We start from the raw sequence: 22,073 nt of genomic DNA, 5'->3' as shown, positions 1-22,073 counted from the left end.
CTCAGCCCCACACGGTGATCGCCGCGCACGCGCCCGCGACGACCAGGACGGTGACGACGTCTCCGAGCCGCAGTCGCAGTGGCGGGCGGGTCGCCGATCGTGGTCCCCGCACCGACAGTGCATCGCCGAGATCGCGGACCTGCCGCATCGACACCGACACCACCGCGCCGACGGCGTCGATCACCTCGTGCCACCATCCCGCCGGATTGCGGAAGCCGGGCCGGCCGCGCACCTTGCGGGCGGCGAACAGCACGCGCATCTCGGCACGCACGGTCGGCAGCATGCGCAGCGCCAGCGCGCACACCGTCACCCATTCGTCGACGGGCATCCGTAGCAGTCGCAGTGGGGCGAACAGCACCGGCAGGGCGTCGACGAGGTCGGACAGTCGCGTCGTCCACCCCACCAGCGACGCAAGGACCAGCAACCCCACGCCGAGCAGGATCGTCCGGACGTAGGCGGGGAGCCCGCCACCCGCGGCGTTGAGGACCAGACCGACCGCGAGGACCGCGAACACCCACCACGGAATCGTCGGAACCACCCCGCGGGGGATCCGCGCGACGAGCACGCCGACCACCAGCACGCTGAGCAGGATGCCGAGTCCGGTCCAACTCGGAGCGAAGCTCACCGCCACTGACAGCGCCGCTGCCGACAGCACCTTCGTCCCGGCCCACACCCGGTGCAGGGGTGTCTCCCGCGGCACGGGTCGCAGCAGGATGACGGGGCGGCGCTGCCGCGTACGTGTGCGACTCATGTGATCACCGCTCCCGTCTGCTCCACGATGCGTCCGTCCTCGAGCACCACGGTGCGTGAACACACCTCTTCCATTCCGTGCAGGTCGTGGGAGATGACGACGACGGTGACGTGCTCGACCGCGCGTAGATGGGCGAGGATCGAGACGACCTCGCGGCGGCCCCGCAGATCCAGTCCGGCCAGCGGTTCGTCGAGCACCAGCACCCGCGGGGTGCGGGCGAGTTGGGCGGCGATCGCGACCCGCCGCATCTCACCGCCGCTGAGCCGGTCGATCGGCCGGTCGATCAGTTCGGGACGCAGACCCACCCGGTGCAGGACGGCGGCGACGTAGCCGCGGTCGGTGTGCGGAAGCCCGGCCACCTCGGAGATCTCCTGGGCCACGGTCGGTCGTTGCAACTGCAGCCGTGCCTGCTGGAAGACCATGCCCACTTCTCCGTGCAGATCGGCCGTCGGGGTGTCGTGCAGCACGGCCGTTCCGCGCGTGGGGCGCATCAGTCCGGCGACGATCCACGCGAGCGTGGACTTGCCCGAACCGTTCTCCCCGACGACCAGTACCCCTTCACCGCGGCAGATCGTCAGCGACACCTCGCGCAGCGCGGTGTGTGCCCAGGGTGTGCCGGCCGCGTAGATGTGCGTGACGTCGCGCAGTTCGAGAACCGGCTGTGGGAAGGACGGGGCGGTCGCCAGGACTGGCGACGGCAGTGGCTGCGGCGCAACCCGCGGGACGATCCGGCCGTCGGCGATGTGCACGACGCGGTCTGCGGCGCGGGCCTCGTCGTCGAGGTGGGTGACGAGCACGACCGCGGTGCCGTCCCGAGCGACGTCGGCGAGCAGGCGGATCAGCTCCGCGCGGCTGTCGGCGTCGACCATCGCGGTGATCTCGTCGGCGATGAGCAGTGCGGGTCGCCGGGCCAGAGCGCCCGCCAGTGCCAGTCGCTGCAGTTGCCCGCCGGACAGATCCTCCGTGGCACGGTCCGCCATCCCGGCCAGGCCGACCCGGGCGAGCAGATCTTCGACGTCGACGTCGTCGATCCCCCACCGCAGGTCCTCGGCGACCGTGCGACCGAGCACCTGACTCTCGGGATGCTGCAGGATCATCGCGGTGCCACCGGGGCGTCCCGGTCCGACGGGTCCGGGACGGTCGACCAGGCCGACGGTCGGCTCGAGTCCCGCGAGCAGCCGCACGAGTGTCGACTTGCCCGAGCCGTTGCCGCCGACGATCGCGACGAACTCTCCCGGTTCGATCGTGAGGTCGATGTCCGACAGGGCGTCGCGCTCGGTTCCCGGATACCGGTAACCGACCAGACGCAGTGCGACGGGCAGCGGAGCCGGGTCGGCTGTGGGGTCCTGCTCGGGCCAATCGATCGATCGGGTCGCCCACGTACTGCGCAGGGCGACCACCCGGAAGATCCCGAAGCACAGCAGTGCGGTGCCCACGGTCCCGACCAGCACTGCGCCACCGATCCACACCCACCACAGCCGCACCATGATCTCGAGGGTCCGGTCCCAGGTGTCGACGAACTGCTGGCCGGCCCCCGCTGCCTCGAACGCCTGGAGCGTGCCGCGCATCGAGGCTTCCAGTGCCTCGAGCAGCAGCACCCGGGTCCGGTCGAACAGCAACAGCAGACCGCAGGCGGCGGCCGCGAGCAGCAGCCCGGCCGGGATGGATCCGGCCAGCACCGCGAGCACCGCCACGTGACCCCACCGCCTGTGCGCGAACCCGACGAGCGTTCCGATCCCGGACAGGACGACGACCGCGGCGACGGCGAACGGCCCACCGGCCACGAGCGCCACGACACCGGCGGCGACCGTCGCAGCGACGATCGCGCGCAGGCGGCCGGTGGCGCCGAGGAAAGCGACGGGGAGCGCCACGAGCACCTGGGCGACACCGACGGGTATCAGTCCCGCGACGACCGACAGCACAGCCGTCAACGTCCCGAAGACCGCCGCTGCGGCGGCCTCCGGTGGTCGTAGAGGTCCCCGTGTCCTGGTCACCGATCGCACCGGGTCCAGTCTGCCAGCCGCTAGTGCGACCGCACGTTCCCGCGTCGGGGATCTTGCGCACGGCGACCCGCAGTGGCATCCCCGATCCCACCCCGTGCTCGCGCGCCTCGTAGGAGGCGGTGGAGACCACTCCGCGCGCGGTGGGATCGCCGCGACCGCCGACCACCACCGGCCGGCCCGCCAATTCCGGATTGCGCAGAACCTCGACCGCGGCGATGAACTGGTCGAGGTCGACGTGAAGGACCCACTGGTCGATGCCGGGCGTGCCCATGCCGACAACCGTAGGACGCTCGCCACGGGTGCGGGCCCGGATTCCGGGTGAGCGGTGCGGATCGACCGAACAGTCCTTGCCTCGAGCATTCGCTACCGCTCTTGCCGTCCGCTATGGCAATTGCCGTAGCGGATGACCATTCCTGTAGCGGATGGACGATCACATGATGTGGTGCCGACCCACCGGCAGCACCAGCGGCTTGCCGGAGACCGGATCGGAGATCACGCGACTGTCCAGACCGAAGACCGCCTTCACGGTCTCCCCGGTGAGCACCTCGGAGGGATCCCCCGACGCATAGATGCTGCCGTCGGCCATCGCGACGAGGTGGTCGGCGTAGCGCGCGGCGAGGTTGAGGTCGTGCAGGACCATGACGATGGTCGTCCCGCGGTCGCGGTTGAGGTCGGTGAGCAGGTCGAGCACCTCCACCTGGTGGCTGACGTCGAGGAAGGTGGTGGGTTCGTCGAGTAGCAGCAGGTCGGTCTGCTGCGCGAGCACCATCGCGATCCACACGCGCTGCCGCTGACCGCCCGACAGTTCGTCCACGGAACGCTCGGCGAGTTCGGTGGTGTGGGTGGCGGCGAGCGCATCGGCCACTGCCGCGTCGTCCTCCCGGCTCCAGCGCGAGAGCACCCGCTGGTGCGGATGCCGGCCGCGGCCCACCAGATCGGCGACGACGATGCCCTCGGGGGCGATCGGCGACTGCGGCAGCAGCCCGAGCGTGCGGGCGAGCTTCTTGGCGGGCAAGCGGTGGACGTCCTTGCCGTCGAGCAGGACGTGGCCGCCGCGCGGCGACAACAGTCGCGACATCGACCGCAGCAGCGTCGATTTCCCGCACGCGTTGGCGCCGACGATGCACGTGATCCGCCCCGGCGGCACCTGCAGGTCGAGGTTCTCGACGACGGTGCGGTTGCCGTAGCCGAGTTCGAGGTTCTCGGCGATCAGGGCGTGCGTTGCGGTCACAGCGAGCCTCCCGCGCGGTTGGAGCGAATGATGAGGTAGACGAGATAGGGCGCGCCGAGCGCACCCGTCACCACCCCCACCGGGTAGCGCGTGCCGAAGGCGTATTGGCCGACGAAATCCGCGACCAGCACGAGCAGCGCCCCGACGAGTGCCGCCGGGACGAACAGCGACGTGCCCCGCCCCACGATCCGCGCGGCGATCGGGCCGGACAGGAAGGCGACGAATGCGATGGGTCCGGCCGCGGCGGTCGCGAACGCGATGAGTCCGACCGCGGAGACGATCGCGAACACGCGTGTGCGTTCGACCCGCACGCCGAGTGCCTGCGCGGCATCGTCGCCGAGCTGGACCATCGACAGGTTGCGTGTCTGCACGAGCAGCACGGGCCCGAGCACCAGGAGGGCGGCGACGACGGGCACCGCCGCACCCCACGTCGCACCGTTGAGGCTGCCGGTGAGCCAGCGCATCGTCTCCTGCAGATCCCAGGTCGCCGCGGTGCTCAGCAGGTAGGAGGTGACGCTGTCGAGCATGGCGGCGATCCCGATGCCGATGAGGATCAGGCGTGTGCCCGCCACCCCGCCGCGATAGGACAGGCCGTAGATCAGGAGAGCCACGGCGAGACCGGCGACGATCGCGACGACCGACACCCCGGTGCCACCGAGTCCGAGCACGATGATGGCGAAGGCCGCCGCGGCGCTCGCGCCGGAGCTGATGCCGATGATGTCGGGGCTCGCGAGCGGGTTGCGGAGCATCGTCTGGAAGGTGATGCCGCCGAGCCCGAAACAGATGCCGGCGACCACCGCGAGGACCGCGCGGGGAAGCCGCAGGCGGCCGACCGTGAAGTTCGCGCCGGCCACGTCCTGTCCGAGGACGACACGCAGCACGTCCGCGGGCGGATAGAACGTCCGGCCGAACATCAGACTCGCCGCGAAGGCCGCGACCACGAGGGTTGCGAGCACGCCGATGACGAGACGGCGTCGGCGTCCGCGCCGTATCCGGCTCGCGGCGAGGTCGTCGATGCCGGTGTCGATGGTCTCGAGTGTGGCGGTCACAGTTCGCGCAGTTTCTGCCGTCGGACGATGTACACGAAGAAGGGCGCTCCGATGAGCGCGGTGATGATGCCGACGTCGATTTCGGCGGGTCGCGCCACGATGCGGCCGACGACATCGGCGGCGGTGAGCAATCCCGCGCCGACGAGAGCGGAAAACGGCAGCAACCACCGGTTGTCGATGCCGATGAGCAACCGGCACAGGTGCGGCACGACGAGGCCGACGAACGCGATGGGGCCGGCGATGGCGGTCGCCGCCCCGCACAACAGCACCGCACCGAGCGAGGCGATGCCGCGGGCGAGAGCGACCCGTTCGCCGAGACCGGCGGCCATGTCGTCGCCGAGCGCGAGCGAATTGAGGCTGCGCGCCGACAGCAGGCAGATGGCGAAGCCGACGACGAAGAACGGCAACGCCTGGGAGATGGCGTCGAAGTTCGCTCCACCCACGCCGCCGATCTGCCACGACCGCACGCTGCCGGCGATGTCGCCGCGCGGCAGGATCACGGCGGTGACGAACGACGCGAGCGCCGCCGAGGTGGCGGCACCGGCGAGGGCGAGTTTGAGGGGTGTCGCTCCCCCACGCCCGAGCGACCCGATCGTGTAGACGAACACCGCAGCGGCGGCGGCACCGATGATCGCGACCCAGATCATCGACGTCTGCGTCCACAGTCCGAACCATGCCATGCCGATCACGACGGCGAGCGAAGCACCCATGTTGACGCCGAGAATGCCCGGGTCCGCCAAGGGATTACGGGTCACCCCCTGCATCACGGCGCCGGCGAGACCGAGCGCCCCGCCGACCAGCATCGCGAGCACCGTGCGCGGGATGCGTTTGGCGATCGCGCCCTGACCGATGTTGTCGGTGGCGCCGCCGAGAGCCGCGACGATGTCGGCCCAGTCGACGTTGCGCGAACCGATCGTGATCGATGCGATCACCAGCAGGACGAGCACACCGAGCAGAACGAGAAGCCAGACGGAATTGCCGATGGTCGAGCGCCCCTTCTCGGAGGCGCTCGGCATCGACTCGTCGTGTAGTGCGGTCACTCCGCGTTCGTCTTGGCAGCTGCGTCGGAGAGCAGCTGGACGTAGTCGGACAGAACCCAGGAGATCGCCAGCGGCGTCGGGTTCGCTGCGGTGCCGAGCGGCCCGGAGCCGTCGAGGAAGACGATCGAGCCGTTGCGGACGGCGGGCATCTGCGACAGCAGCGGGTCGGCCTCGAGCGCGTCGACGAGTTCCTGGTCGCCGTAGGTGACGATGATCTGCACGTCGTCGAAGACGTCGACCTGCTCGGCGCTGACCTTCTTGGAGAAGGCGTCGTCGGTGGAGGCGTCCGCGACGCTCTTCGGGGTGGCCAGTCCGAGGTCCTCGAAGAAGGCGGCGCGGGTGTCGTTGGCGGTGTAGAAGCTGACCTGGCTCAGGTCGGCGGTGTCGACGTGGGTGAGGAACATCGTCGCCTTGCCCTCGAGTTCGGGGTGGGCGGCGGCCGCGTCGGCGATCTCCTGTTCGAGGCTCGCGACGAGCTCCTCGCCCTCCTCGGCCATGCCCAGGCCGGCGCTGTTGAGCTCGATCATGTCGCGCCACGAGGTGGCCCAGGGAGCCTCCGGGTACGCGACGACGGGAGCGATCTCGCTGAGGGTCTCGTAGTCCTCCTGCGTCAGACCGGAGTAGGCGGCGAGGATGACGTCAGGGTTCGTGTCGGACACGGCCTCGAAGTCGATGCCGTCGGTCTCGTCGAACAGCACGGGGGTCTCGGCGCCGAGTTCCTCGAGACGTTCCTCGACCCACGGCAGCATGCCGTTGCCGTCGTCGTCACCGAAGTTGGCGGCTGCCATACCCACGGGTACGACGCCGAGCGCGAGCGGCACCTCGTGGTTGGCCCAGTTGACCGTGGCGACGCGTTCGGGTTTCTCGTCGAGGGTGACGGTGCCGAGCGCGTGCTCGATGGTGATCGGGTACTCGCCCGAACCGGCGGAGCCGGAGTCGGCGGTGTCCGAGGAGTCGGAGGATCCACAGGCGGTGAGACCGAGGGCGACCGCGACGGATGCGGCGGCGATCGTCAGGAGGCGCTTCGAACGCATGGAGGCAGAACTCACTCTCGTACGGGGTGGGGGCTCGGCCTTACCACTGGCGGCAGTTAGGCGAGGTTTGCCTAAACCGTAATGTTCGCCCGAATCCGACGCAATCGCTCGATCGGGACATCCCCTGTAGCGATCGGGACATCAGCCCACCCGGAACATTCCCGGTGTCGTGCCGGTGACCCTGCGGAAGGCCGCGCCGAACGCGCTCGCCGATCGGTAGCCCACCTGTTCGGCGACGTCGTCGACATCCGTGCCGTGGCCGAGCAGCATCACCGCTCGCTGCGCACGGACCGCCGCGACCCAGCGTCCGAGACTCAGGCCGGTCTCCGCCCGGAAGGTGCGGGTGATGGTGCGGGTGCTCACCCCGAGTTCGGCCGCCCAATCCGAGAGCGTCCGCGGATCGCTCGGGTCCTCGGCGATCGCCTCGACGATCGGTCGCACGACCGTCGACGACGGCACCTGCACCATCAGTTCGTGCTCGGCGGGGGTGAGCACGTCGAGCACCATGCGCTCGGTCAACGACCGCGACTCGTCGCCGAGACGATCGTCCGCCAGCCGGTCGAGCAGCAGTCGCAGCAGGGGTGCCATCTCCACCGCGACCGGACCGTCGGCCAGCGAGGGAGCGGAGTCGATCCCGAAATGCGCGGTGCGGTACCAGGTTCCGGCGGGCATGACACCCCAGTGCAGCAGGCCCGCCGGAATCCACAGTCCCATCGTCGAGGTGATGGTCCATGTGCGCGACCCGATGGTCGCGCTGGACGCGCCCCGGTCGTTCCACAGCAGCTCGTGCGTCGGGTGCGAATGCGGCTCGAAGCGGGTCTCGCGGGAGACGAGTTCGTCCATGCCTGCGATGACGAACGGCACGTCGATCTCGCCGGCCTCGTAGACCGGCAACGTCCTGCTCTCCGCCGCCTCGACACTCTTCACTCGGCCTCCTCCGCTGCACGACGACGACAATCCTCACACGTCGCGCTGCCGAGGCGCCGGTCAGGACAGGATCTCGACGTACCCTTCCGTGCCGTGCACGCGGATGCGCTGTCCGTCGCGGATGATGCGGGTCGCGTCCTCGACACCCACGACGGCCGGCAGCCCGTACTCGCGCGCGATGACCGCGCCGTGGGTCATCACGCCGCCGACCTCCGTCACCAGCGCGCTGACGGTGACGAACGCCGGGGTCCAGCTGGGGTCGGTGAACGCCGTGACCAGGATGTCACCGGGTTCGAGATCGGCCCGGTCCATGTCGGTGACCACGCGGGCGCGGCCCTCCACGACACCGGTGGACACCGCGATACCGGGTAGCGCCCCGTCGGGCAGGCCGTCACGGCTGTACGCACCGGTGAGCGTCTCACCTGTCGACAGCAGCACCCGAGGCGGCGTGAGCGTGGCGAACGATGCGAACTCCCGCTTCCGCTCTGCAACGAGGTCACCGACCGGTTGTGGCGCGCGAACCACGTCCTCGAGTTCGTCGAACCGCAGGAAGAAGATGTCCTCCTCGTCGTCGATCACCCCGGCTCGGACGAGACGTTCCGCCTCCCGCAACAATGCCTGCTTGTAGACGAAGTAGCGGCCGATCATGCCGTACTTCGGATACTCCCGATATCCCGCGAACGCGCGGACCCGGTCGACGAGCCTCTCGATCTCCCGCTCCTTCTGCTCTCCGTCGGGCAGACCCCGCACACGTTCGAGGAGTTCGCGCTTCTTCTCCTCCGCCTGGCGGCGACCATCGTCGAAACGCTGTGTCGCGGCACCAGTTTCGAAGTTGTCGAGATTGCTCACGATCATCGGGACCAGCATCGTGGGGCGCTCACCCCATCTGGGCCGGGTGATGTCGATTTCCCCGACACACCGCCTGCCGTACTTGTCGAGGAAGTCCTCGAGTGCCGCTCGTACCTGCGGTCCGCCCTCACGCGCGCCGAGTTCGTCGAGGAAGCGTGCGTCGTCGAAGCCCTCCTCGTCGACTTGCCGCAGGAACGCCACGACGTCCGGGTACGGGCGTGCGGCATCGGCGACGTCGAGCAGCGCCAACCCCATCTCCGAAGTGACGTTGTAGGGCACCGAGCGCGAGACGACGTCCGCAACGTTCTTCTCCCCCAACCATTTCTGCCCCACCTCGTTGAGACGCTCGGCCGCTTGCATACCGGCGGCGAGCACCTCTCCGACCTCCTTACCGAACAGCGAATCTTGCAGTTCGCGGATGTCGGCGCGGATGAAATCGAGCAGTGCCGAACCGGTTTCGTTCTCGATGCGACGCGCCGATTCGGCGATCGCGGCCTCGTTGCGCGCGACGAGTTCGGGCACGACGGCCGGGTCGATCTCGTCCGGAGCGGGTGGCAGGCCGACCCGCGAGGCGGCAGGGTCATCCGGGCGCGTCGGGACGAATCCTCGATCGAGCACGGTTCGCAGCGCGTCGCCGAAGAGCGGGTCGGACCTGCCGATCATGTCCACGATGCCCGGTCCCTGGGTGGGTGAGGCCAGCATGGGCGTGACGTCGACGAACAGCCGCCCACCCGCGTGTCGCATGGGCGCACGGCTGGTCAACTGCCACACGGAGATTCCCAACGGTTTCAGCGGATCGGTCATCATCTGCTGATGTCCGACGGACAGGTACACGTGATTGTCGTCGTCGCCGGCCTCCGGGACGGGGAACAGCGTGGTGATCGGTCGACTCTGCACGATGTGGAAGACGCCGTCGGCCAGGCACCATTCGATGTCCTGGGGACGCCCGAAGTGCGCTTCGAGGCGCCTGCCCAACCCGACGAGTTCGACGAGGTGCGTGTCGCTCAGCACCGGTGTCTCCTGCCGTTGCGTCCGGTCCACGACCTCGTCGGCACGCACCGCGTACGCGTCGGCGTTCACCAAGCCCGACACCAGGTCGTCACCGAGCCCGGCGACCGCATCCACGCGGGACACCGTGCGGTCCGAGGTGACGGGATCGGCGGTGAACAGCACACCCGATGCCTGCGGGAACACCATCCTCTGCACGACCACGGCCATGTACACCTTCCGGTGGTCGAAACCGTTGTTCACCCGGTAGGCGACGGCACGCTCGGTGAACAGCGAGGCCCAGCACCTGCTCACGTGCCGGAGAACGTCCTCGACTCCCCGGATGTCCAGGTAGCTGTCCTGTTGCCCGGCGAACGACACCGTCGGCAGGTCCTCGGCGGTCGCGCTCGAGCGCACCGCGACGGGCACGTCCTCCCCGAGTTCGCGGACCCGCGCGGCGATCTCCTCCGCGATGTCACCGGGGATCGTGCACTCTTCGATCGCCGTACGGATCTGCGTGCTCAGCGCTGCGATGTCGTCGGGTTCGGCCTTCGCGAGTCGCTCGAGCAGGTCATCGATACGCGGTAGCTCGGAGAGCACCGTTCGATAGGCGTCCGTCGTCACGCAGAACCCGTCGGGCACGTCGACGTCGTCGGCGGACGTATTGCCGCGGAGCGGCACGAGGCGCCACAACTCCCCCAGGCTCGCTCCCTTGCCACCCACGATCGACACCGCCGTGCGGTCGGTCTCCCGAAAATTCTGTATGTAACCCATTCCAGCTCCCCACCTGCGGCTTCAATGCGTGTGGGCGAGTATGAACCCACTTTTCGATCCTCATGAGGGCCAAGGATCCGGTATAACGTGAGAAGGGGAAGACGAATTTCGACGCTACAGCGGCGCGCCGAACTGCGAGCCCAGCCGCAATGCTTGGTCCGCCACCCGTTCCGCCAGGTCGACCCGCTCCTCGAGACTGCCGGTGAGCATCACCCACGAGCGTCCCGTGGCAGTGAGCGCGTCGACGAACCACTCCGTCATCTGCGCGCGGATGTGTTCGCCGTCCCGGATGCCGTCCTGCACGAACGGAACACCGTTGTGGTCGGTGAGCAAGTACAGCGCTCGCCGGTCGCGGACACCGCGCCACGCCCGCTCACTGCTGCCGAGATAGCGTCGCTCCCACACGGTGGTCGCGAACGCGTCGGTGTCGCAGACGAGCAGCGGAGACCCTTCCCGTGCTGCCTGTTCCTCGAGTCGCGTCTGTTCGACGGCGATGTTCTCGAAATCGTCGCCGGTCCAGATGATGTCGCTCACTTCTCCGGTGCGGAGCTTGTCGTAGGTGACCTGTCGTCCGTATTCCGGCACCCAGCCGGTTCGTTCCCACACACCACCGCGATTTCGGAATCGACGCAACAACTCTCGGCTCACGGTGGTGGTGCCCGTGGATTCGGAGCCGAGGACGACGATGCGGGTCGTGAGGCCGGCACGGGCCGGTGCGTCGAGATCGTCCCAGCGCCCGGCGAGATCATTACGGCAGGCTGTGCCGGAGGCGGGATGCGCGACACGGAGCGGGTCGACGCATACGTGCGTGGCCGAGAAGCGTCGCGCGAGCTCGTCGCCGTACCTCTCGCTGGAGACCACCGCGTCGACCGGAACATCGGTGACGGTGCGCGCGGCGGCTTTCATACAGGCGACCTGCGCGGCCCATACGGTGTCCGATTCCAGGTCCATCGGTGCGTCGCACGGAATTCCCGTCACGGTGACCGTCGTGTCGACGGCGTGTGATTCGCGCATCCACGACACGCGGTCACCCAACGGAATCGTCTCTGCTGCAGAGGACATGACGACGACGGTGACGCGTTCGGCGATTTCCGCAGCGCGCCGGACGAGGTGATGGTGACCGACGTGAGATGGATAGAACTTCCCGATGACGAGTGCGTGCCGATACATCACTGCACCTCCACCAGTTGCCACTCGACCGCCATGGAGCGTCGCCAGGCAACCAGGCCCCGAATGCACAGGAGCAGGAAACCTGCGTACAGCAACGCCGTGAGCGTCAGTCCCTTGTGCAGGTAGAGCGGGATGTAGATCAGGTCGGCGACGATCCACAGCAGCCACGACTCCCACCGCTTCTTCGCCTGCCCCCACGTCGCGAGCAACGACAGCACGGTGGTGGTCGCGTCCCAGAACGCGACGGTCGAGTTCGTCGCGACCTCCAGCAACGCTGTCAGCCCGATCACCGCAGCGACACCGACGACCGCGAGCACGCTCCACTCGGTCGTGTTCGTGCCCGTCACCGGCAGGGCATCCCCGTCCCTGCCCCGCGCCCAGTTGCTCCAACCCCACACGGCGAGCACGATGTACACGACCTGCAGTCCGGAATCGGCGTAGAGTCCGGCGGTCGCGAAGAGCAGGATCCACACGAGGTTGTTGGCGATCCCGATCGGCCAGTTGAGGATCGACTGCCGTCCCACCAGATACACGCACCACGCGCCGCTGACGAAGCCGAACACTTCGGCCCAGGTGGTGGGCGTACCGAGTGCGGTGAATGCCGTCGAGTTCAGAAATGCGATCATCATCGCCGCCTTTCGCTTGTGGCAGCGATTAGATCATGTTTGCTCTAACTGATGCAACGGTGAAACCGACTTCGGTGTTCTCGACGGCGCTATACGACGTCGAGAACACCGAAGTTTCGGAGGATCAGCGGGGGTCGGGGCCCTCCACGAGCGGCAGGGATTCGTCGGCGGTCCACGCGTTGAGCGAACCGTCGTACACCGCAACGTCCGACCGACCTGCAGCTGCGAGCGCGTGCGCGAGTCCGGAGGCCGCGATGCCGCCGCCACAGTAGGTCACCGGCTTGACGTCCGGATTCAGGGCACCCGCCTTGTCGAAGATCTCGCGCAGTTCCGCCGCCGGCTTCAAGCGTCCGGTCGACGGGTCGACGAGGTCGCCGAAGGGGATGTTGATGCTGCCGGGGATGTGTCCGCGCCGCGGGTAGGACGGGCTCTCGCCGCGGTAGGTCGCAGGATCCAGGGCGTTGATGATCAGCGTGTTCGGGTCGTCGAGCGACGCCGCGATCTCCTCCGTCGACCGCACGAGCTCGGGCCGATGCTGCGAGGTGAAGGTCGCACCGTGCGGGACCACCTGCTCGTCGGAGACCGGATAGCCGGCAGCCTTCCAGGCGGGCAGTCCGCCGTCGAGCACGGCGGCGTCGCCGAAACCTTCGAGCCGCAGCTGCCACCACAGTCGCGCGGCCCAGATGCCGTTCTTCTGGTCGTACAGCACCACGCGGCGTCCCTCACCGATGCCGACCGCACCGGCGGCGGTGGCGAACCGTTCCGACGACGCCGCGGTGAACGGTTGCGGCGCTTCGTGATCGGAGAAGTCCGTGAACAGGTCGGCGTAGACCGCGCCGGGAATGTGCTCTTCCAGGTAGGTCGCCAACCCGGGTTCGATGTGCACGGACCCGTCCGGCGGCGTGCTCAGGTGCACGGTGGCGTCGACGATGACGAGGTCCTCGTCCCCCAACTGCTCGTACAGCCACTCCGCGGAGACGGTGTTCGGCTTCGTGTCGCTCATCGAGGTCCTCCTCTGCTCTCGGTATCTCCTTCCAGTAGAGCAGCCATACGACTTGGGTGGGTTCGTCCCCGCTGAGCGGTGTCTAACCCACCGAGATCGGGCGGGTGTTCCAGCTGTCCTCGACCACCCGCGGCTTGCAGGCCTGATAGGCGCCGGCCACCAGTACCGCGACGGCGACCGTCATGAAGGCGAACGAGGCCGCCCAGCCCGAGGTGAGGTCGTGGAAGACACCGAACAGCAGCGGGCCCAGGCACGCCACGGTGTAGCCGACACCCTGGGTGAATCCCGACAGGGCTGCGGATCCGGCGTGGCTGCGGGAGCGCAGATTGATGAGGGTCAGGGCCATCGGGAACGTGCTCGGCCCGAGTCCGAGCAGCACGATCCACAGGATCGGTGCACTCATCGGCGCGATCCACAGGCCTGCGAAGGCGACGAGGAAGCACGACGCGCACGCCACGACCACGGGGAACGGATTCGTCATCCGCGCGCACAGCGACGGAGCGCCGAATGCGGAGACCAGTCCGAGCAGGGCGAACAGCCCCACCATCGCGCCTCCGAAAGCGGGGCTGGCACCGGCGTCGGCGAGGATGTCCGGGATCCACGTGAACATCGAATAGGTGACGAGCGACGTCATGCCGAACATGCCGACCATCCCCCAACCCACCGGCGACCGCCAGACCCTGCCGTCGACGTTCCGGTCGACGGGAGCCACTTCCCCGGCATCGGCATTCCGATGACGCAGCAGCACCCACACCCACGGAACGGCCGCAGCGAATCCGACGAGCGCCCACACTCCGAGCGAGACGCGCCAGCCGAAGGCGTCGGCGAGAGGAACCGCGACGAAGGCGGGCACGATGGTGCTCAGCTGCACGCCGACGATGTACACCGAGCTGACGAGTGCCAGCGTGTCGGAGAAGTAGCGCTTGACCAGAGGAGGGATGACGACGTTGCCGATGCCCATCCCACCGAGCGCGAGCCCCGACAGGAGCAGCAGCGACCAGGTGTCGGTCATGAGCGCGCGGGTCGCCATGCCCACGCCGGCCATGAGCATGGCGATCAGCGCGGTGCGTTCGAGTCCCCATCGTCGGCCGAGCGCCGGGGTGGCGAGGCCGAAGGCCGCGAACATCGCGGTCGGGATCATGCCGAAGACACCGACGACCGTGGACGAGAAGCCGATCTCCTCACTGATCTGCGCGGCGAGCGGGCTGAACGAGGTGACCGCAACTCTCAGCACGAGGGCCGACATCGCGATCGCACAGAACACCAGCAGCCGGCCACGCAGAAGACTCACACCGGAAATCATAGGATGATGGGATGACTTCGGGAAAACCTGTTCAGCGAACGAACCTGATCGAGCAGGTCACCGAGCAGTTGCGCAGTGAGATCTGCAGCGGTCGCTGGAAGGTCGGTGAGAAGATCCCCACCGAACCGCACCTGTGCGAATTCACCGGCACCGGCCGCAACACCGTCCGCGAAGCCGTGCAGGCCCTCGTCCACACCGGCATGCTCGAACGTCGCCAGGGCTCGGGCACCTACGTCCTCGCGACCTCCGACGTCACCGGCACCCTCGGCAAGTATTTCGCCACGGCCCACGAACGCGATGTGCTCGAACTGCGGCAGGCCCTCGACGTCACCGCCGCCGTCCTGGCCGCGCGCCGGCGCACCCCCGACGACGTGGCCCGGCTCGAACAGTTGCTCGCCGAGCGCAACCGATTGTTCGCCGGATCCGACATCGACGCCGCGGTGGCCGCCGACGTCGCCCTGCACCGCGGCATCGTCGAGGCCAGCCACAACGCGGTGTACCTCGAGTTCTACGACTCGCTGCTTCCGTCGATCCGCCGCACCATCGACCGGCACGTCCGCGTCACGGGCCTGGGTTTCGAACCCGAACACACCACCTTGGTCGCCGCCGTCATCGCCGGCGACGAGGACGCCACCGTGGAGGCGGCGCAGGGGCTCTTCGCGGAACTCACCGACTGACGCCGCCGCTCATCGAACCCCGGCCGAACGCAGGCCGTCCGCGAGGGTGTACGCCTCCGGAGAGCTCAGGAGAAGTTCGTCGAACTCGACGCCCGGGCCGCCCAGCGCGACGCGCAGCACCGGATGGCCTCGCTTCATGACGACCAGGCGTTTGATGCCGCGCGGGTGCCGGAAGGTGCCCACCTTCAAGAAGCCGGAGATCACCATGCCCGATCTGATGCCGAGGATCTCGGACGTCCATCCCGGAAGGACCTCCACGCCGGTGATCGCCGAGATCGGCACCTCCATCGCGGTTCGGCGGACCATGAAGGCTTCCCACCGAGAGAAGGACAGGTGGAGGGTTGCGTTGTCGTATGTCGTTCGGGCCATGACGTCGGACCTTCCGTCGACGGTAAACTGACTACAGCACTGATAACATTATCACGGTGATAACAATGATGGGTAGGTACCGATGGCGAAGACGTCCCCGATCGCGGAAGTCGTGCTGCACCCGGTTCGACTGCGGATCGTGCAGCAACTCGGAGGACGGCAGCTGACCACGAGCGAACTCCGGTCGGCACTCCCCGACGTCACCCAAGCCACGCTCTACCGGCACGTCGCAGCATTGATCGACGCCGAGATCGTCACCGTCGTCGACGAACGTCGCGTGCGCGGAACCGTCGAACGCACCCTCGCGCTCGGCGACCGCATGGCACACGTCGGCCACGACGACCTCGCCGCGATGAGCGACGCCGAACTGCGCAATGCCTTCATCACCTTCCTGGGTGCGCTCGGCGAGAGCTTCGACAAGTTCATCGGGGACGACGACCGGAGCCTGCGGGACTATCTGGGTTTCGGGACCACCCCGCTCTACGTCACGACCGACGATCTCGCGGAAATCCAGAGCAGGCTCGCCGACATCCTCGCCCCGTATCGCACGGATACCGGTGACGACCGGATGCGCATCACCCTGACGACCGCGGTGATACCGGTTCCTCCTGGCACCGCGTCCGAAGAGGGGTAGGGCTCGGCAGAGGAACAGACCTCAGCGGAACTCGTCGACGTGCGCGTCGGCCCACTGCGCGAAGATCGTCGTGGGCCGGCCGAAGTCGAACCGATGTCGGACGGTTACGCCTTCCCGTACCGTGTCTGCGGGAGGTAGACATGACAGTTGCCGGTACGTTGTTCCGTCTCGCAGGCCCCTTCAACTCCATGGTCATGGCAGCCGCCGGTCTACCCGTCATCGGTAACCGGATCCGCAGCTATGTCGCACCGATCAGGTACACGGGTCGAAAATCCGGCAGGACGATCACGTTGCCGATCAGTTACCGACGTTCGGGCGACTCCGTGATGATCGGCGTCGCGATGCCCGACGAGAAGTCCTGGTGGCGCAACTTTCTCGGCGCCGGTGCTCCCATGAGCATCCAACTCGACGACGAGGAACGCACCGGCCACGCCGTCGCGACACGCGACGAACGCGGTCGCGTCGAGGTTGTGCTGCAACTCGATCCCGCCTGATCCGGTCATCCGAGACGAGCGGGGCACTCAGCGGCACAACGCGGCATATCATTCCGGTGAACAACGCGCGTAACAGAATTCGGCGGCGGTAACCTGAGCGGTACACGACATCATCACGATGCCGTTGGACACCATCCGGAAAATTTCGCTGGGATCCCCTCGGAGGCCGACGTGCGTGGATTCGGTATCGATCTCGGAACAGCCAACACCGTAGTCGGAACGCCCGACGAGGGCATAGTGCTCAACGAACCGTCGCTGATGATGGTGCGGACGAAGGAACCGCGCCGAGCGCTCGCGATCGGCAAGGAGGCGAGCGACCTCGTCGACCGCACACCCGGTGGGATCACTCCCGTCCACCCGATACGCGACGGGGTGATCGTGGATCTCGACACGGCACGGACATTCGTCACGGCCGTGCTCGCCCAGCTCGCGCCCCGACGTCGCTACGGCATCCGGCCCGTGGGCGTCATCGCAGCTCCCGCCGGGGCCACGCCGCTCGAGCGTCGTGCGCTGCTCGAGGTGGGGCACGAGGCCGGTCTGCGGAAGGTCGGGTTGATTCCCGAGCCGGTCGCCGGTGCCATCGGGTGCGGGATCGACCCGCTCGAGCCCCGAACCCATCTCGTCGTCGACATCGGCGGCGGCACTGCGGAAGTCACCGCTCTCTGCTACGGCGGTGTCCTGTCGCACCGCAGTTGCCGCATCGCCGGGGACGACCTGACGAGCGCGATCCTCCGGTATCTCCGCGCCGAACACCAGATCATCGTCGGCGAACTCACTGCCGAGCGCGCCAAGGTGGGTGCGCCCGAGACCGCCGACGAACGGTCGCTCGTGGTGGAAGGTCGCGACGCCGCGACCGGCCGCGCGCGTCTGGTGACACTCGAGACCGAAGAGATCATGGATGCGGTCCGGCCCACCACGACGAGCATCGTGCAGACGCTGTCGAGCTGCCTGGACGACCTGCCGCCGCGCGCGATCAGCGACGTGATGGCCGAAGGCATCCTGGCGATCGGCGGCGGATCGATGCTGCGCGGCGTGCCGCAACTGCTCGAGGAGGCCTTCGGCCTGCCGGTGAAGACTGCCGAGCGTCCGCTCACCTGCGTCGCCGAGGGCGCGACCTCGTGCATCGAGCACGCCGACGTGATCGCCGCCTACGCCGCCTGACCTGTCAGGGATTCGGCGTCCGGATCTGCGCGAGGTAGCGCTCGAGCAGACCTTTGACGACCGGTCCCGAGGTGGCCGATCCGAAACCGCCGCCGCGCACCAGCGCTGTCACCACGACCTCCGGCGACTCGGCGGGTACGACCGCGGAGAACCAGGCGTTGAGTCCCTTGCCCGGTGCCGAGGGATCCTCTGCCGTGCCGGTCTTGGCGGCGGCCGTGACCGGCAGGCTCGCGAGCTGACCGGCGGTACCGGCCGAGGCCGACGCCCGCATGCCGGCGCGCACCGGTTCGAGTTTGTCGGCGAACGACAACGGCCGAGGTTGCTCGGTGGGAATCGGGACCGCGTCGCCGGGTCCGTAGGCGGCAGCGAGCTTCGGGGTCACCATCTGACCCGACGCGATACCCGCCGTCCACCGCGCGACCTGGATCGGCGTGGCCGTGACGGTGCCCTGGCCGATACCCATGAGCAGGGTCGAACCCGGATACCAGGCACCTCCGATGCTCTCGACGTTGTCCGGGGTACCGAGGAAGCCTGCGGACTCGGCCGGCAGATCGATCCCCGAGGGGGCACCCGCGCCGAGCTCGGAAGCGATCTGGGCGATGCGGTAGGGACCGAGAAGGTCGGCCAGTTGGTAGAAGTAGACGTTGTCGGACCACTGGATCGCCCCGAGCAGGTTGTTCGGGCCCATCGGCTGCCAATTGGCGAAGGTGTGACCGCCGTAGGTGTAGGCCGCGCCGCCCGCCAGGAAGGCATCCGGGGGCAGCACGTCGAACGCCGCGTTCGTCGACGCTGTGACGATCTTGAACGTCGACCCCGGTGGCGCTGCCGTCTGCACCGCATGGTTGAGCATGCGGCCCGGACCCGATGCCGCGGTCTGCGCCGCGATCGCGGCGAGGTCGGCCGGGGGTCCGTAGACGTTGTTGTCGTAGCCGGGAACGCTGGCCAGCGCCAGCACCGCGCCGGTGCGGGCGTCCATCACGACCGCGGCGCCGAGGTCGCCTCCGCTGGTGCGCACCGTCTGGGCGAGCGCGTCGGTCGCGGCCCGCTGCATGCCGACATCGAGATGCAACCGCAGGTCGTGGCCGCGGATCGGATCCACCCGCTCCCCCGTGCCCACCGGACGTCCGGACGGATCGACGTACACGCACTGCTTGCCGTCGACGCCGCGCAGCAACGCGTCGTACTGCCGCTCGAGCCCGGCCTTGCCGACCCGAGATCCGAGCGCGAGGGTCGGCCAGAATTCCATGTCCTGCTCGTCCGCGATCCCGACGTATCCGAGGAGCGACGCCAGCATCTCCCCGTGCGGGTACTGTCTGCGGCCCGTCGGGTAGACGAGCACCCAGGGCAGCCGAGCGTCCACGATCGCCCGGGCCTGTTCGGGCCCGACGCGTCCGAGCACGACCTGGATCTCCCCGCCGGTACTGCTCCGCAGTTCCTCGTCGAGCTTCTCCAGTGGCATGCCGAGGAGCGCCGCGAGTTCGTAGCGCGCCGACGGGGCACCTTCGGCGAACATCCGGGCGACCACCGCGACGGTGTACTCGGCGACGTTGGTCGCGACGGGAACGCCGGTCCGGTCGAGGATCTGACCACGCTCGGCGGGCAGACGGATGCAGCGGAGCATCTGCGTGTCGCTCGTCGCGCGGAACTCGGTGCCGTGCGCGGTCTGCATCTGCCACGCGAAGACCGACATCGCGGCGAGCGAGGCCGTCAGCGTCAGCGCACCCACCGACACTCCGCGCGGCAGACGGCGCTTCTTTGGTTCGGTCACCCACAGCGGCCGGGTCACGCCGTCGCGGCGCACCGCGAGCACCAAGCCGATCGAGACGAACCCGATGATCGAGGCGGTGCCTCCGTAGCTGAAGATCGGGATCGGCATGCCGGTGTGCGGCAACAGCGACAGGCTCTGGGCCACCGACACCACGGTATGCAGCCCGAACACACCGCCGATACCCGCTGCGACGAGTGCCGCCTCCCGGGTGCGTGCGACGCGGGCGGCGACCACGGAACGCCACACGATGATCACGACGGCCGCCACCACAGCGATGCCGGCCACCAGGCCCCACCCGTACACGAGACTCGCGAAGGCGAGGTCGTGTTCCGATTCGGGGAGGTACTGGGCCCGCAGGTCGTAGTCCGGTTCGCGCCCGAGGCCCCACCACCCCGCACTGCCGATCGCGATGTCCGCTTGCCATGCGGCCCAACCCGATCCCTGTGGGTCGGCGTCGTTCGACAGGAAGACGTGGATCCGCTCGAGCTGGTACGGACGCAGGAACAGCACGGCCATCGGCAGCGAGGCGAGCCCGAGCGCGAACAGCGGGAACAGCGACCGCAATGGGACTCTCGCCAGGATCAGCATGAGCAGCACGGTCGCCACGAGCACCACGGCGGTCGAAAGGTCGGGTTGCAGCGCCACCAGGGCGATCGGCACCGCCGACACGATCAGGACACCGACGAACCGGCCGAGCGTGTACCCGCCGGCCAGTATTGCGGCGGGAACCATGACCAGCGCGAGCTTGGCGATCTCGGAGGGCTGCAGGGTGAACACGCCGAGATCCAGCCAGCGTTGAGCGCCCTTGGTCGCGATACCCACCAGCGGCACCGCCGCGAGCAGGACCACCGAGGCGGCGAACAGCGCCCACCCGAAACGGCTCAGAGCGGCGATCCGCATGCGCGAGGTCGCCCACATCGCACCGAGCCCCACGGCGGCGAGCGCGGCGTGACGCACTGCGAGCGACGACATGCCCGTCGAGATCATGTTGAGCATGCCGAGAGCGACCAGGGCGACGGCCGCCGCGACGAGCCAGGGATCGGATGGGTGCCTATCCGCCGTCACGAGAGCCCCCGGGCACGCAGGCGGCATTCTCGGTGGGAACGTACACCGGCTCGGACGCGGCCTCTGCAGGAACGGTGGTGGCCGCGGCGACGGCGAGCGCCGACCCGGGTGGCAGGTCGACGCTTCCGATGCCGTAGGCCTCCGGGCTTCCCGCCGGCACCGGCAGGGTGATCGCCCGGCCCGGCAGTGTCACGCCCGTACATCGGTCGTAGACGGTCAGATTCCATGTGACCGCACCGATATTCGCCGCGGGGTCGAGCCCGACGTCGACGCGGACGGTGCACGATCGTCCCGGCTCGCACGGACCGTTCGCGAAGCTCGCGGCGACCTGCGTGATCGGTCCGGCGTTCGCGGGAAGACCGGTGTCGACGGGACCCGGCACGCCCGCCTCTGGTGCCGCTTCGGGCACCGGCGGCGGTGGTGAGACCGGATCGATCCGGTCGTCCATCGACGAGTCCACCGGGTCGAGAAGGGTGTGCCAGCCCCGATTCAGCTCCGACCACGCTGCGGGAGCTACCCACGCCAGCCCGACGAGCGCGATGATCGCGACCAGCGCGATGACCGTCCGGCGTGGCGGCAGCCGTCGCTTCTTGCGATGCCACACCGTCCCGGCCGGCGGGCGACGTCGATTCGGGACGAAGGCCCTCTTTTCCGTCACGCGCGGCACGTCTGCCCGTTCCGCCGTACCGTCCACCGGACGAGCATGCCCCTTCACCACCGAGACGAGCGCGGCGATCTGCGATCGTTTCCTTCCTACCTCGGTTTCGTCGAATTCGGTTGCGGCAGCATAACGAACGCGTCTCGCCAGGCCGACGAGATCCGACGACTCGGCGATCGCCGCGTCCACCCTCTCCTCGAGCGCTTCGTTGCGGCAGTTCGTCACGATTCGGCGAAGAAGTCCGGCCGTCGCGTCGCGCACCTCGTCCCAGGAGCCCGCGTTCTTGACGCAGTCGATGGTGAGCTGACCATCCTCGGACACCATCACGGCGTCGCCTCGGAGGCGGATCGGATGGTGGCCCCGGGTGTGCGCGAGTTCGAGTTGATCGACCGTATCGGTGACGAGCAGCGCGGCCTGCGCAGGTGTCAAAGTCGCTACGGCAAGCAGTCTTCCGAGTTCTACGCCGCCCCCTGCGTCGTCGTCCGTCCGTGTGGGCGGGA

The 22,073-nt window shown here is 68.5% G+C and carries 19 protein-coding genes and 1 pseudogene; 4 read left to right on the top strand and 16 right to left on the bottom strand.

Annotated elements, in window-relative coordinates; genetic code table 11:
* Position 1: 1 nt before the first annotated feature.
* From K3M35_RS17660 to K3M35_RS17600, 13 genes and pseudogenes are all read right to left on the bottom strand, one after another.
* On the bottom strand, positions 2–751 hold the full coding sequence (locus K3M35_RS17660; RefSeq protein ID WP_220666807.1) for an energy-coupling factor transporter transmembrane protein EcfT: 750 nt from the start codon (positions 749–751) through the stop codon (positions 2–4).
* On the bottom strand, positions 748–2,745 hold the full coding sequence (locus tag K3M35_RS17655) for an ABC transporter ATP-binding protein (RefSeq protein WP_220666806.1): 1,998 nt from the start codon (positions 2,743–2,745) through the stop codon (positions 748–750). The genes K3M35_RS17660 and K3M35_RS17655 overlap by 4 nt, the downstream gene beginning before the upstream one ends.
* A 49-nt stretch (positions 2,746–2,794) precedes the next feature.
* Positions 2,795–3,025, bottom strand: a pseudogene (locus K3M35_RS17650) (DNA polymerase IV); the annotation flags it as partial.
* Positions 3,026–3,184: 159 nt separating this feature from the next.
* The gene (locus tag K3M35_RS17645) at positions 3,185–3,985 is read right to left on the bottom strand and encodes an ABC transporter ATP-binding protein (RefSeq protein WP_033098034.1); all 801 of its coding nucleotides are present in this window, start codon (positions 3,983–3,985) and stop codon (positions 3,185–3,187) included.
* Entirely contained in the window at positions 3,982–5,034 is a 1,053-nt protein-coding gene (locus tag K3M35_RS17640; protein ID WP_374107775.1) for a FecCD family ABC transporter permease, read from the bottom strand. Before K3M35_RS17640 ends, K3M35_RS17645 begins: the two co-directional genes overlap by 4 nt.
* Complete coding sequence (locus tag K3M35_RS17635; RefSeq protein ID WP_220666836.1) at positions 5,031–6,050, bottom strand: iron ABC transporter permease; 1,020 nt, start codon at positions 6,048–6,050, stop codon at positions 5,031–5,033. The genes K3M35_RS17640 and K3M35_RS17635 overlap by 4 nt, the downstream gene beginning before the upstream one ends.
* A gap of 20 nt (positions 6,051–6,070) precedes the next feature.
* On the bottom strand, positions 6,071–7,108 hold the full coding sequence (locus tag K3M35_RS17630) for an iron-siderophore ABC transporter substrate-binding protein (protein WP_039583813.1): 1,038 nt from the start codon (positions 7,106–7,108) through the stop codon (positions 6,071–6,073).
* Positions 7,109–7,249: 141 nt separating this feature from the next.
* On the bottom strand, positions 7,250–8,035 hold the full coding sequence (locus K3M35_RS17625; RefSeq protein ID WP_220666805.1) for an AraC family transcriptional regulator: 786 nt from the start codon (positions 8,033–8,035) through the stop codon (positions 7,250–7,252).
* A gap of 60 nt (positions 8,036–8,095) precedes the next feature.
* Positions 8,096–10,645, bottom strand: a complete 2,550-nt coding sequence (locus K3M35_RS17620) for a phosphoenolpyruvate synthase (protein WP_220666804.1) — start codon at positions 10,643–10,645, stop codon at positions 8,096–8,098.
* 114 nt (positions 10,646–10,759) lie between these two features.
* Entirely contained in the window at positions 10,760–11,815 is a 1,056-nt protein-coding gene (locus tag K3M35_RS17615; protein WP_220666803.1) for an AAA family ATPase, read from the bottom strand.
* A complete protein-coding gene (gene pnuC / locus K3M35_RS17610) occupies positions 11,815–12,444 on the bottom strand; it encodes a nicotinamide riboside transporter PnuC (protein ID WP_220666802.1) in 630 nt (209 codons plus the stop codon). Before pnuC ends, K3M35_RS17615 begins: the two co-directional genes overlap by 1 nt.
* A 121-nt stretch (positions 12,445–12,565) precedes the next feature.
* Positions 12,566–13,444 (bottom strand): sulfurtransferase, encoded by an 879-nt coding sequence (locus K3M35_RS17605; protein ID WP_112319981.1) that lies wholly within the window; start codon positions 13,442–13,444, stop codon positions 12,566–12,568.
* Between the two features lie 82 nt (positions 13,445–13,526).
* Positions 13,527–14,747, bottom strand: a complete 1,221-nt coding sequence (locus K3M35_RS17600; protein WP_006552828.1) for an MFS transporter — start codon at positions 14,745–14,747, stop codon at positions 13,527–13,529.
* An 11-nt stretch (positions 14,748–14,758) separates the two neighbouring features.
* Between K3M35_RS17600 and K3M35_RS17595 the strand changes: the two genes are divergently transcribed.
* Complete coding sequence (locus K3M35_RS17595; RefSeq protein ID WP_006552827.1) at positions 14,759–15,424, top strand: FadR/GntR family transcriptional regulator; 666 nt, start codon at positions 14,759–14,761, stop codon at positions 15,422–15,424.
* Positions 15,425–15,433: 9 nt separating this feature from the next.
* On the opposite strand, the gene K3M35_RS17590 is transcribed toward K3M35_RS17595, so the two are convergent.
* The gene (locus K3M35_RS17590) at positions 15,434–15,793 is read right to left on the bottom strand and encodes a hypothetical protein (protein ID WP_006552826.1); all 360 of its coding nucleotides are present in this window, start codon (positions 15,791–15,793) and stop codon (positions 15,434–15,436) included.
* Positions 15,794–15,875: 82 nt separating this feature from the next.
* Between K3M35_RS17590 and K3M35_RS17585 the strand changes: the two genes are divergently transcribed.
* The 3 genes from K3M35_RS17585 to K3M35_RS17575 all read left to right on the top strand — a co-directional run bounded on the left by K3M35_RS17585 (position 15,876) and on the right by K3M35_RS17575 (position 18,082).
* On the top strand, positions 15,876–16,427 hold the full coding sequence (locus K3M35_RS17585; protein WP_094980715.1) for a helix-turn-helix domain-containing protein: 552 nt from the start codon (positions 15,876–15,878) through the stop codon (positions 16,425–16,427).
* 140 nt (positions 16,428–16,567) lie between these two features.
* A complete protein-coding gene (locus tag K3M35_RS17580) occupies positions 16,568–16,921 on the top strand; it encodes a hypothetical protein (protein ID WP_006552824.1) in 354 nt (117 codons plus the stop codon).
* A gap of 171 nt (positions 16,922–17,092) precedes the next feature.
* Positions 17,093–18,082, top strand: coding sequence for a rod shape-determining protein (locus K3M35_RS17575; protein ID WP_064061373.1), 990 nt, complete (start codon positions 17,093–17,095; stop codon positions 18,080–18,082).
* Positions 18,083–18,086: 4 nt separating this feature from the next.
* On the opposite strand, the gene K3M35_RS17570 is transcribed toward K3M35_RS17575, so the two are convergent.
* Both K3M35_RS17570 and K3M35_RS17565 read right to left on the bottom strand, forming a co-directional pair.
* Complete coding sequence (locus tag K3M35_RS17570; RefSeq protein ID WP_374107774.1) at positions 18,087–20,915, bottom strand: FtsW/RodA/SpoVE family cell cycle protein; 2,829 nt, start codon at positions 20,913–20,915, stop codon at positions 18,087–18,089.
* Entirely contained in the window at positions 20,902–22,002 is a 1,101-nt protein-coding gene (locus K3M35_RS17565) for a hypothetical protein (RefSeq protein WP_220666800.1), read from the bottom strand. Before K3M35_RS17565 ends, K3M35_RS17570 begins: the two co-directional genes overlap by 14 nt.
* Positions 22,003–22,073 lie beyond the last annotated feature (71 nt).

The organism is Rhodococcus sp. DMU2021 (genome assembly GCF_019641445.1).
Lineage (GTDB): Bacteria > Actinomycetota > Actinomycetes > Mycobacteriales > Mycobacteriaceae > Rhodococcus > Rhodococcus pyridinivorans.
The sequence above is the reverse complement of the archived record's forward strand: the minus strand, read 5'-3'. Positions and strand labels throughout refer to the sequence as shown.